The organism is Brevundimonas sp. (genome assembly GCF_023259385.1).
In the GTDB taxonomy this organism is placed as follows: Bacteria; Pseudomonadota; Alphaproteobacteria; order Caulobacterales; family Caulobacteraceae; genus Brevundimonas.
Genome location: NZ_JAHFPF010000128.1, coordinates 1 through 9,761 on the forward strand (window position 1 = coordinate 1; position 9,761 = coordinate 9,761).

At 69.0% G+C, this 9,761-nt stretch carries 13 protein-coding genes; 7 read left to right on the forward strand and 6 right to left on the reverse strand.

Annotation, left to right across the window (positions count from 1 at the left end):
• The first annotated feature begins 76 nt into the window (after nt 1–76).
• Nucleotides 77–754 carry a hypothetical protein gene (locus Q0C81_RS10825; protein ID WP_291837408.1) on the forward strand — a complete coding sequence of 226 codons (678 nt, stop codon included), beginning with the start codon at nt 77–79 and terminating at the stop codon, nt 752–754.
• 215 nt (nt 755–969) lie between these two features.
• Here Q0C81_RS10825 and Q0C81_RS10830 read toward each other — a convergent pair whose 3' ends face one another.
• Together Q0C81_RS10830 and Q0C81_RS10835 are read right to left on the reverse strand one after the other, a co-directional pair.
• Nucleotides 970–1,173, reverse strand: coding sequence for a cold-shock protein (locus tag Q0C81_RS10830; protein ID WP_291837410.1), 204 nt, complete (start codon nt 1,171–1,173; stop codon nt 970–972).
• Nucleotides 1,174–1,381: 208 nt separating this feature from the next.
• Nucleotides 1,382–2,143, reverse strand: a complete 762-nt coding sequence (locus tag Q0C81_RS10835) for an extensin family protein (RefSeq protein WP_291837412.1) — start codon at nt 2,141–2,143, stop codon at nt 1,382–1,384.
• 122 nt (nt 2,144–2,265) lie between these two features.
• On the opposite strand from Q0C81_RS10835, the gene ppk2 reads away from it, so the two are divergent.
• A complete protein-coding gene (ppk2, locus tag Q0C81_RS10840) occupies nt 2,266–3,015 on the forward strand; it encodes a polyphosphate kinase 2 (protein ID WP_291837414.1) in 750 nt (249 codons plus the stop codon).
• On the opposite strand, the gene gluQRS is transcribed toward ppk2, so the two are convergent.
• Together gluQRS and Q0C81_RS10850 are read right to left on the reverse strand one after the other, a co-directional pair.
• Nucleotides 3,012–3,848, reverse strand: coding sequence for a tRNA glutamyl-Q(34) synthetase GluQRS (gene gluQRS / locus Q0C81_RS10845; RefSeq protein ID WP_291837415.1), 837 nt, complete (start codon nt 3,846–3,848; stop codon nt 3,012–3,014). The genes ppk2 and gluQRS overlap by 4 nt on opposite strands.
• A 12-nt stretch (nt 3,849–3,860) precedes the next feature.
• Nucleotides 3,861–4,994 (reverse strand): cupin domain-containing protein, encoded by a 1,134-nt coding sequence (locus Q0C81_RS10850; RefSeq protein ID WP_291837417.1) that lies wholly within the window; start codon nt 4,992–4,994, stop codon nt 3,861–3,863.
• A gap of 44 nt (nt 4,995–5,038) precedes the next feature.
• Here Q0C81_RS10850 and Q0C81_RS10855 point away from each other — a divergent pair, with 44 nt between their 5' ends.
• The 4 genes from Q0C81_RS10855 (at nt 5,039) to Q0C81_RS10870 (ending at nt 7,609) form a co-directional block, all read left to right on the forward strand.
• On the forward strand, nt 5,039–5,695 hold the full coding sequence (locus tag Q0C81_RS10855) for a DNA-3-methyladenine glycosylase (RefSeq protein ID WP_291837419.1): 657 nt from the start codon (nt 5,039–5,041) through the stop codon (nt 5,693–5,695).
• 140 nt (nt 5,696–5,835) lie between these two features.
• Complete coding sequence (locus tag Q0C81_RS10860; protein WP_291837421.1) at nt 5,836–6,486, forward strand: trimeric intracellular cation channel family protein; 651 nt, start codon at nt 5,836–5,838, stop codon at nt 6,484–6,486.
• 12 nt (nt 6,487–6,498) lie between these two features.
• Nucleotides 6,499–6,897 (forward strand): ASCH domain-containing protein, encoded by a 399-nt coding sequence (locus tag Q0C81_RS10865; RefSeq protein ID WP_291837423.1) that lies wholly within the window; start codon nt 6,499–6,501, stop codon nt 6,895–6,897.
• A 151-nt stretch (nt 6,898–7,048) separates the two neighbouring features.
• On the forward strand, nt 7,049–7,609 hold the full coding sequence (locus Q0C81_RS10870; protein ID WP_291837425.1) for an HNH endonuclease: 561 nt from the start codon (nt 7,049–7,051) through the stop codon (nt 7,607–7,609).
• A 7-nt stretch (nt 7,610–7,616) separates the two neighbouring features.
• On the opposite strand, the gene Q0C81_RS10875 is transcribed toward Q0C81_RS10870, so the two are convergent.
• Nucleotides 7,617–8,069, reverse strand: a complete 453-nt coding sequence (locus Q0C81_RS10875) for a hypothetical protein (RefSeq protein ID WP_291837427.1) — start codon at nt 8,067–8,069, stop codon at nt 7,617–7,619.
• A gap of 91 nt (nt 8,070–8,160) precedes the next feature.
• Nucleotides 8,161–8,796 carry a glutathione S-transferase family protein gene (locus Q0C81_RS10880; RefSeq protein WP_291837429.1) on the reverse strand — a complete coding sequence of 212 codons (636 nt, stop codon included), beginning with the start codon at nt 8,794–8,796 and terminating at the stop codon, nt 8,161–8,163.
• A gap of 183 nt (nt 8,797–8,979) precedes the next feature.
• Between Q0C81_RS10880 and Q0C81_RS10885 the strand changes: the two genes are divergently transcribed.
• Complete coding sequence (locus tag Q0C81_RS10885) at nt 8,980–9,759, forward strand: transglutaminase family protein (protein WP_291837431.1); 780 nt, start codon at nt 8,980–8,982, stop codon at nt 9,757–9,759.
• Nucleotides 9,760–9,761: the final 2 nt, after the last annotated feature.

The following is a 9,761-nucleotide window of genomic DNA, read 5'->3' on the forward strand; positions in this document are numbered from 1 at the left end:
CCGCGCCCACGTCCGTTTCTGACGCAGGCGCATGCCAGACTCCGCCGGTCGGAGGCTGCAACAGGGGACATCGGACATGCAGGAGACTTCACGGCGGCGGTTGCCGCGCACGCGCTATGTGACGGCCAGTCCGGAGACCTGGGGGCTGATCCGGGGCGCCTATCTGTCAGGGATGTCGGCGCCGGCGGTGGCGGCGCGGTTCGGGGTGTCTGAGACCTCGATCCGGCGGCGCGCCGGGCGCGAGGGCTGGACCAAGGCCGCCTTCGCCGCCCGCGTCACGCCCTGGCTCGTCCCGCCCGGCGCGCGGGCCATCGCCCGGTCCGCTGAGGCCGCCGCCGGGCCCGGCGCCGCCGATCCGGAGGTCGCGCGCGAGGCGCCGGTGATGGATCACTGGCGCGCGCCCCTGACCATCCGGCCCGACGACCTGGCGCGCAAGGCGCTGGCCGGGGCCATGTCGGCGCTCAAGGCGGGGGAGGGGCTCAATGCGCTCCGGCTGGCCCGGGCCGCCGCCGAGATCGCCCGGCTGGACGCCGTTCTCGACTGGGTCGACGAGGATCTGGCCGACAGCGAGGCCAATGCCGAGTTCCGCTTCCAGCAGATGCAGACCTTCATCCGGGAACGCGCCCTCAACCTGGCCGAAGACCTCTTCGCCGGCCGCGACCTGCCCGAGCAGTACAGGGCGCTGAAGGCCGACCTCGAACGCCGCCGCGCGGTCCAGGCGGAGATCGACCGGGGCGCGGGCGTGTCGGGATGACAGGGTTTCGGGATTTTCCGATGACAGGCGCCATCTCACCCTCACCCTCGGAGGAGGGTCGTCGCGCAGCGACCGGACGGGGAGGAAGAGGCTGCGCGAAGCGCCAGGCCGCGTCGGGTCGGGAGGTCCCGCAGGGCCGACGGTCCGCGGCCCAAAAAGAAAGGCGCGGAGGCTTTCGCCGCCGCGCCCGTTCTGTTCGACGTGGATGTCGATCCTTAGAGGATCTTCAGGTCCACGGCCGAGGTCTTGCCGCGCTGGGATTCCAGCTCGTATTCGACCTTGGCGTTTTCATCGAGGCCCGCGAGGCCGGCCTTCTGAACCGCGGTGATGTGGACGAAAACGTCCGAGCCGCCGCCATCAGGCTGAATGAAACCGAAACCCTTGGTCGGGTTGAACCACTTGACCGTGCCGGTCGCCATAATGCGTCTCCGTAAACGCGCTTTCCAGGCGGATGCCCCGACGGGGTCATCCGTCAGCCCATCTGGACAAGCTCGTTCCGTAAGAAGGAGCGGTGCACGGGTGTGGAGGCCGCGCGAAATCCGGACTGCGGGCGAAGTTCTCTCCCGCAAAACCGGACTGGTCAACAGCAAAGAGATTCGTTCGCAAGGCGAACATTATGAGCGGGGTTTAACCACACAGGCCGCGCGGGGCGCCGTCGAGGTGCAGGTGGTCCTTGTGCGCCTCATTGTAGTCCGGGGTCAGAACGGTCGAGAAGACCCGGCAGCCGCCGTCCTTCAGGCGGTGCAGGAAGCGGGCCCCGGGCTCCCCCGCCTGGCCCTGGCCGGTCCAGTCATTGGCCACGGAGACGGTGCGGCCGTCCTCCAGGGTCACGCCGGCGACGTCCAGGGCGTTGGCGCGGGCGTGCTCGCTGGGCCGGTCCTGGGGCTTGTCGGAGTTGTAGATGCGGCGGCAGGCGTAGGAGCCGTAGTTGTCGACCCGGGCGACCTTCGAGCCGAGGATCTCCTGCGCGGCGGGGCGCAGCACCTGCCGGTCCCAGATGACGTAGCGGACCGCCAGCGGGCACTGCATGACCAGGCCGCCGGGCGCCAGGGGGGTGATGTCGCCGCCGGTGATGCGCACGGCGCCGCGCACGACGCAGAAGCCGCCGTCGTCGCGGTCGGGCGCGCGCTCCACGGTGACGCCCGCGTCGCGCAGGATCTGGATGCAGGCGTCGGTGACGGCGGCGACCTCCTCCGGGGCGGAGACGCGGGTCAGCTCGAAGTCGTCGACCTTGGCGGCGGTGGCCTGGCCGATGGGGTGGCTGAGGTCCAGCGGCTTCCACGGCAGGTCCTGGGCCGGGGCGAAGGCGTTCAGCAGGGCGAAGGCCGCGCAGACGCCCAGCGCGGCCTCCCACATCAGGTTCCAGAAATCGGCGAAGTCGCGCTGCATGCCCGCACAGCGTTAACCGGCCCGGGCGGTTCGGCAAAGGGCGATCCGGGGGCGCGGTTGCAACGGCCCGCAAGCTTGGGCGTTGCATTGCCCGACGCGCCATGGCGGCGCAGGGTGGGGTCATGGCCAAGAGCAAGGAAGACTACGACGACACGCTGGAGCGGCTCCAGATCGCGATCGTCGACACCCAGGCGTGGACGATCGACAACGGCCGGCGGACGCTGATCGTGTTCGAGGGGCGGGACTCGGCGGGCAAGGACGGGGCGATCAAGCGCCTGACCGAATACATGTCGCCGCGGCAGACGCGGGTCGTGGCCCTGCCCAAGCCGACCGACCGCGAGACGACCCAGTGGTATTTCCAGCGCTACGTCGGCCACCTGCCGGCGGCGGGCGAGACGGTCATCCTGAACCGCTCCTGGTATAACCGCGGCGGGGTCGAGCCGGTGATGGGCTTCTGCACCCCGGCGCAGCACGAGCAGTTCCTGAAGGACGCGCCGCGCTTCGAGCGGATGCTGGCCGACGACGGGGTGACGATCATCAAGCTGTGGCTCGACATCTCCAAGGACGAGCAGGCCAAGCGGCTGGGCGAGCGGATCGAGGATCCGCTGAAGCGGTTCAAGGTGTCCTCGCTGGACGCCGAGGCGCAGGCGCGCTGGGACGCCTATAGCGCGGCCCGCGATCGCATGCTGGACGAGACCGACAGCAAGCACGCGCCGTGGAGCGTGGTGGCCACCGACGACAAGAAGACCGCGCGGCTGAACATCATCCGCCACATCCTGCGGACCATCGGCGGGCCGGGCGCCAAGGTCGAGGCGCCGGACAAGGCCGTGGTCTTCTCGCCGGCGAAGAACACCGACGGGCTATTCCGCTAGAAGCCCAGCTCCGCGCGCAGGGTGGCGGGGGCCAGCCCCTCGGACCGCAGGTGGGCCAGGGTGACGGAGCCGTCGCGCTTGGCGTAGCGGCGGCCGTCCTCGCCGGTGATCAGCCGATGATGGCGATAGACCGGCGTGGGCCAGCCCATCAGGGCCTGGATCAGGACCTGGATATGGGTCGCCTCGAACAGGTCCTGCCCGCGGATGACGTGGGTGACGGCCTGCAGGGCGTCGTCATGGGTGACGGCCACATGATAGGCGGTCCCCGCGTCCTTGCGGGCCACGACCACGTCGCCGGCGGTTTCGGGCCGGGCGCGGATCAGGCCGCGGTCGCCGTCGCCCTCCTCGACGAAGACCAGGGCGTCCCAGGCGCGGGCGCCGAGCGTCTCGCGGGCGCGGTCCAGCGACAGCCGCCAGGCGAAGGGACGGCCCTCCGCCAGCAGGGCGGCTTCCTCGTCGGCGGGATGCGGGCCGGGCCGCACCGCCTCCGCCGCGCCGTGCGGGGCGTCCCCGATGGCGTCCAGAATCTCCTTGCGGGTGCGGAAGCAGCGGTACAGCAGGCCGCGCCGGTCCAGGGCGTCCACCACCGTGGCGTAGTCGGCCAGGTGTTCCGATTGACGCCGCACCGGCGCGTCCCAGTCCACCCCCAGCCAGGCCAGGTCCTCGAGGATCCCGGCGTCGAACTCGGGCCTGCAGCGGGTGGGATCGATGTCCTCGATCCGCACCAGGAAGCGCCCGCCGGCCGCCCGGGCCGCGCGCCAGGCGGTCAGGGCCGAGAAGGCGTGGCCCTTGTGCAGCCGTCCGGTCGGAGAGGGGGCGAACCGGGTGATCATGCGGCGCGCGCCTCAGACCCTTTGCAGGGCGCCCGCGGCCAGGGCGGCTTCGACCCCCGCGCGGATGTCGGCCTCGGAGACGAAGTCGAAGCGGGCGACGGCGTCCTCGACGGCGAACTGGCGCTCGAACTGCATCCACTCATAGCTCACCTGCACGCCGGTGGAGGCGCGGGGGAAGGGTCGGCCCGTGATCCGGCACAGCGTCACCGGCTTGCGCTCGGGCAGGCTGAAGCCAGAGGGGCGGGCGACCAGCTGGGTCTGGGTCATGGCCACCTCGTCGAGGAAGGCCGGCGAGGCGGACAGGGCGGCGAGCAGCTCGCCCAGCTCCTTGAGCCGCCGTCCGAGGGCGGCGCCGCCGTCGCGCGAGGCGGGCGGCAGATAGGCCCGGAAGGCGGTGTTCTGCATGGCGGCGTTGTCGAGCAGCTTGAGCAGGATCCGGCCGTAGAGCGGCGCGACGGAGAAGGTCACGTGCAGCGACCCGCCGTCCTGGGCGAGGGCGTCGTGATACCAGCCGCGCGGCAGGTAGAGGACGTCGCCGGGCTTCATGACGACCTTCTGGATCACCGGCCCACGCGTCTGCTCGAAATAGCGGCGGGTCTCGGCGTTGTCCGGCAGGGGATCGACGGGGTTGGCCGCGCGGCCCTGATACAGGTTCCAGACCTTCTCGCCCTCGGTGTGGATCACGAAGACGTCGTGGTTGTCGTAGTGGGTGCCGAACGCCTGCACGCCCTGGAACGAGCAATAGACATTGGCCCCGACCCTGGCGCCGAAGGCCTCGCCCAGCGCGGCGGTGATCGCGGTCAGGGGCGGGTGCAGGTACATCACGTCGTTGGCGACCAGGCTGGCGCCCGTGGCCAGCAGCATCTCGACCTTCGCCGGCACGGGCCGCGGGATCGCGCCCTCCATCGTCGTCAGCGTCGTGCAGTACTGTTCGGGCGGCACGGCCTGATGGTTCATCATCAGGCGAAGGGTGTTGGCCGACCAGGTGGTGGTGCGGTCCAGCATGGCGTTGAAGTCGGCCCAGGCCAGGACCTGCCGCTTGCGGCGATCATCGCCCGCCGGGACGTGCAGCGGTTTCCGGTCATCATAGTCCGCGAAGAATTGCGCGGGCGTGATCGGGTGCAGAAGATCGTCCAGGGTAAACATGCCAAACGATTAGATCGCCCGCATAAGCCTGTCGATGAGGTCCCATGCCCGTTCCGCCCGACCCCGCGCAGATCGCCGCCGCCCGCGAAGCGCTGGTCGCGCTCGACCCCGCCCTGGGCGAGGCGCACCAGCGCCTGCCGGTGTTCGAATGGCGGCAGAGGACCGGCGGTTTCGAGGGCCTGTTCCGGATGATCGTGGAGCAGCAGGTCTCCGTGGCCTCGGCGAACGCCATCTGGAAACGGGTGGTGGACGGGCTGGGAGGCGTGGTCACGCCGGAGCGCGTGCTGGCCGCGGACATCGAGACGCTGCGATCCTTCGGCCTGTCGATCCAGAAGGCCACCTACGGCCACGAGATCGCCCGCGCCCACGTCGAGGGGCGGATCGACTTCGATCATCTTGAGACCCTGTCGGACGACGAGGCGGTGGCCCGGCTGGTGGCCATCAAGGGCGTCGGGCGATGGACGGCCGAGACCTTCCTGATGTTCTGCGAGGGGCGTATGGACGTCTTCCCCGGCGGGGACATCGCCCTGCAGGAAGCGATGCGCTGGGCGGACGGCGCGCCGCTGCGGCCCCGCGAAAAGGAGGCCAATCGCCGGGCCGAGGCGTGGAGCCCGCACCGCAGCGTCGCCGCCCATCTGCTGTGGGGCTGGTACGGCGCGGTGAAGCGGGGCGAGATCGCGCTGGAGAACCCGCCCGCGTAGAGCGAAACCGGTTTGGATGCTTTGGCATCCGAACTCAGATTTCGCTCCAACGTCGTGCCTGGAGCCTGATCCACGGCATCGATGGATCGCGAAGCGATTCCATCTCAACCGATCAGGCTCTAGGCGCTACAAGCGAAACCATGACGCCGATCATCGATCCCGCCATCGCCAATCCCGAGACGGTTCTCGGCGCGCTCGACTTCGCGGGCGTGGCCGTGTTCGCCGCGACCGGCGCGCTGGCGGCGGCGCGGCAGAAGCATGATCTGGTCACCTTCGCCTTCTTCGGCGCGATCACCGGCGTGGGCGGCGGCACCCTGCGCGACCTGCTGATCGGGGCGCCGGTCTTCTGGGTGCAGGACTGGCGCTACATCGCCGTCTGCTTGGCCGCATCGTTGGCGGTCTGGCTGATCGGCGCACGGCCCTGGCGGTTCCGCGCCCTGCTGTGGCTCGATGCGGTTGGGCTGGCGGCCTATGGCGTCATGGGGGCGGCCAAGGCCGGCGCCTTCGGCATCGCGCCGCTGATCTGCATCGTCATGGGCGCCCTGACGGCCTGTTTCGGCGGGGTGGTGCGCGACCTGCTGGCGGGGGAGCCGTCCATCCTGCTGCGGCGCGAGATCACCGTGTCCGCCGCCCTGCTGGCGGCCACCGTTTTCGTCATCGCCCGCGTGCTGGGCCTGGATATCTGGCCGGCGGCCATCGTCGGCGGCGCGCTGGGCTTCGGCCTGCGCGCCGGGGCGCTGGCCTGGGGCTGGAGCCTGCCGGCCTTTCCCGGCACCGTTGTCCGTAACTGAGGTAGACCCGTGATGACCCTATCGCTCGACGCCTTTGGCGACGCGCCCCGCTGGGCGTTCGGGGACAGCCCCGAACTGGCTGACGAGCTTCTGGCCCTGGTTCTGGCGGGCGGAAAGCGGGCGACCTGTTCGTCGCTCGCATCCTGCCAGGCCGACATCATGCCCACGGTCGGCGAACTGAGCGTGATCCTGGACGGGGCGGGAACGCCCACCTGCGTCATCCGCACGACCGAAGTCGAGATCATGCCTTATCGCGACGTGAGCGAGGACTTCATGCGCGCCGAGGGCGAGGGCGATCTGTCGCCCGAGTACTGGCGCACGGAGCACGAGGCCTACTACCGGCGAGAGGGGCATTTCTCGCCGGATATGCTGGTGGTGTGCGAGCGGTTCGAACTGGTCGGCCGCTTTTAGGCGGCGTCGCGAAAGCGTCGTCGTCCAGTCATCGCCAAGCTGTCGAATCAGGTCTAGCCTTCTCCTTGCCCTCATTGGGGCCTGACGAGGGAAGGAGACGTGTCTTCAGTCCTGTCGCTTCCATAACCCTCCGTCACGCGGAGCGGACCTGATGCAGGTCCTCAGTCGCCCCCCGTCGGGTTGGCCCGCGCTGGTGTTGAACGCCGACTTCCGTCCGCTGTCCTACTACCCGCTGTCGATCTGGCCGTGGGAGGAGGTGGTGAAGGCGGTGTATCAGGACCGCGTCGACGTGGTCTCGGTCTACGACAAGGTCGTGCGCAGCCCGTCCATGGAGATCCAGCTGCCCAGCGTGATCGCGCTGAAGAGCTATGTGGATCAGGACCGGCAGCCCGCCTTCACCCGCTTCAACGTCTTCCTGCGCGACGGCTTCGCCTGCCAGTACTGTGGCGACAGCGCCGAGCTGACCTTCGACCACGTCATCCCGCGCTGCCGCGGCGGCCGCACGACGTGGGAGAACATCGTGGCCGCCTGCGGCCCCTGCAACCTGCGCAAGGGCGGACGCACGCCCCAGCAGGCGCAGATGATGATCCGCCGCGCGCCCCATAGGCCCAGCGCCTGGCAGCTGCAGGAACACGGCCGCCGCTTCCCGCCGCACTACCTGCACCAGAGCTGGCTCGACTACCTGTACTGGGACATCGAGCTGGAGCCGTAGGTCTGACCTAGGCCCCCTGAGACTCGATCTGGAAGAAGGTCAGCTCGTAGTCGATTGGATCCAGTCCATCCTCGTCATTGAAAACGACGGCGAAAGACCGGTCCGGAAAATCCGCCGCGAGCTTCAATCGATAGATGGATTGCAGGACGCGTCCCAGATGACGGAGTTGGGCCTCTGAAGCGTCCGCATGATTGTGGATGTCGGCGATGTGGATGTGGTTGATTACGGCTTCGATCGCCCTGTGATCATGGCCGTTCTTTTCCCAATCTCTCAGATTCGCTTCCGTTGATCCCTGACGCAGGACGTAATCGTCGATGACCACGAACTCGGGCCAGAAAATAAAGGTGTAGCCGACAGCGAGATCGTAGGAGCCGGACATGCAAACCCAGCTTTCCAGATCGACGCCCCTGCCTTCGTTCCAGAGTTTTGCGTCAGGTATCAGATCGAGATCGTGCGTCATCGGTGGCTCCTCCGGCCTGCATGTCTAGCCGTACTCATCGGCTGCCCGCCATGGGCGGGAAGCCGGGCAAGCCTGCGCCGACAGGCTGTCGCTAGCGGGCCCGCGTCAGTCGCCGCAAACCCTCCTCCATCTCCCCGATCACCCGGTCGACGTGCGGATCCTCCCGTGACAGGCGGGCGTAGGTGTCGAGGGGCGAGCCGGGCTCAAGCAGGTCCAGTCCGAGACGGTCGGCGGTGACCGCGACCGCGAACAGGGCGGGGGCCAGGGCGCAGTCGGCGATGGTGAGATGATCGCAGAGGGCGTATCGCGGCCCCTCCAGCAGGCCATCGACCATCTGGAGGCCGTTCAGAAGATCCTCGACCGCGCGTCGCGCGCCCGCGCTATCGGCCCGTGGATCGGCGAGCGTCACCACCGGCGGCATCAGATAGAGATCGACGTGCTGCACCAGCAGCCGTGCGGTCGCCCGGTCAAAGAGATCGACGGGCATCAGCGACGAAGGGCTCGGGAAGCGCTCCTCCAGATATTCGAGCAGGACGGAGGACTCCCAGAGGGCGCCCCGGTCGTCGAGCAGCACCGGGACGCGGCCGGTCGGGTTCAGGTCCCGAAACTGGCGACTGTCGGGCCAGCCCGAGGGCGGCGGGACGATGTTGACCGGCAAATCCTTGGCGTAGATCGCGATACGAACGCGAGCCGCGAACGGCGAAACCGGAAGGCTGATCAGGTCCATGCCGGGGCTCCTCCAAAGCCGGTCCCCGGAAAATCGGAGTCGGGCATTCTTCGGTCTGCCACTCCTGAGTCAATGTCGGAACGGGCTTCGCGAACCGGCCCTCGCGGCTCGTGATGATTTCCCGGAACGCCGCTTCCATCGCCGACGTTGACGGCAGGTTCCGCTTGGCCCAGTCGAGACCTCATGAAAATCCGCGTCCGCGCCGACCTCGTCTACAGTTTCGATCCCCCCACCGACGCCATCTACAAAATCCAGGTCGCACACTGGCCGGGGCAGCATGTGCTCGAGGAACGGCTGACGACGACGCCGCATGTCGACTTCATCGAGGACGAGGACGATGAGTTCGGGGCCCGGACCCTTCGCGCCCACCTGTCCGGCGAGGTGGCCCTGACCTATGAGGCGGTGGTCGACAACGGCACCCTGAAGGGCCTGCCGCCAGTGACGGTGCAGCACGACTGGAACGACCTGCCGCCCGAGGTGCTGACCTATCTGTGGCCCAGCCGCTATTGCCCGTCGGACCAGTTCGGACGGTTCGTGGAGCGGACCTTCGGCGGCACGATCGGGGGCGGGCGGGTGCTGGCCATCCTCGACTGGATCAAGACCAACATCGACTATGAGCCCGGGGCGTCGGACAGCGACACGACGGCGGCGCGGACCTTCATCGACCGGGCCGGGGTGTGCCGCGACTTCACCCACATGGGGATCACCCTGTGCCGCGCCTCGGGCATTCCGGCGCGGGCGGTCAGCGCCTATGCCGACCAGCTGCAGCCGCCGGACTTCCACGCCATCTTCGAGGTGTGGCTGTCGGACGGCTGGTGGCTGGTCGACCCGACGGGGCTGGCCCCGGTCGAGGGACTGGTGCGCATCGCCTGCGGCCGCGACGCCGGCGACATCGCCTTCCTGACGACGCAGGCGGGCTGTCAGCTGGTGCGGCAGTCGATCAGCGCGGCGGCGGTCGACTAGCG

Bases quoted from the DNA above. Each gene is read 5' to 3' on its own strand.
- Q0C81_RS10860 (WP_291837421.1), top strand. From the start codon at position 5,836: ATGACGCCGATCATCGATCCCGCCATCGCCAATCCCGAGACGGTTCTC.
- Q0C81_RS10885 (WP_291837431.1), top strand. From the start codon at position 8,980: ATGAAAATCCGCGTCCGCGCCGACCTCGTCTACAGTTTCGATCCCCCC.
- Q0C81_RS10855 (WP_291837419.1), top strand. From the start codon at position 5,039: ATGCCCGTTCCGCCCGACCCCGCGCAGATCGCCGCCGCCCGCGAAGCG.
- Q0C81_RS10830 (WP_291837410.1), bottom strand. From the start codon at position 1,173: ATGGCGACCGGCACGGTCAAGTGGTTCAACCCGACCAAGGGTTTCGGT.
- Q0C81_RS10865 (WP_291837423.1), top strand. From the start codon at position 6,499: ATGACCCTATCGCTCGACGCCTTTGGCGACGCGCCCCGCTGGGCGTTC.
- gluQRS (WP_291837415.1), bottom strand. From the start codon at position 3,848: ATGATCACCCGGTTCGCCCCCTCTCCGACCGGACGGCTGCACAAGGGC.
- Q0C81_RS10835 (WP_291837412.1), bottom strand. From the start codon at position 2,143: ATGCAGCGCGACTTCGCCGATTTCTGGAACCTGATGTGGGAGGCCGCG.
- ppk2 (WP_291837414.1), top strand. From the start codon at position 2,266: ATGGCCAAGAGCAAGGAAGACTACGACGACACGCTGGAGCGGCTCCAG.
- Q0C81_RS10880 (WP_291837429.1), bottom strand. From the start codon at position 8,796: ATGGACCTGATCAGCCTTCCGGTTTCGCCGTTCGCGGCTCGCGTTCGT.
- Q0C81_RS10850 (WP_291837417.1), bottom strand. From the start codon at position 4,994: ATGTTTACCCTGGACGATCTTCTGCACCCGATCACGCCCGCGCAATTC.
- Q0C81_RS10875 (WP_291837427.1), bottom strand. From the start codon at position 8,069: ATGACGCACGATCTCGATCTGATACCTGACGCAAAACTCTGGAACGAA.
- Q0C81_RS10825 (WP_291837408.1), top strand. From the start codon at position 77: ATGCAGGAGACTTCACGGCGGCGGTTGCCGCGCACGCGCTATGTGACG.
- Q0C81_RS10870 (WP_291837425.1), top strand. From the start codon at position 7,049: ATGCAGGTCCTCAGTCGCCCCCCGTCGGGTTGGCCCGCGCTGGTGTTG.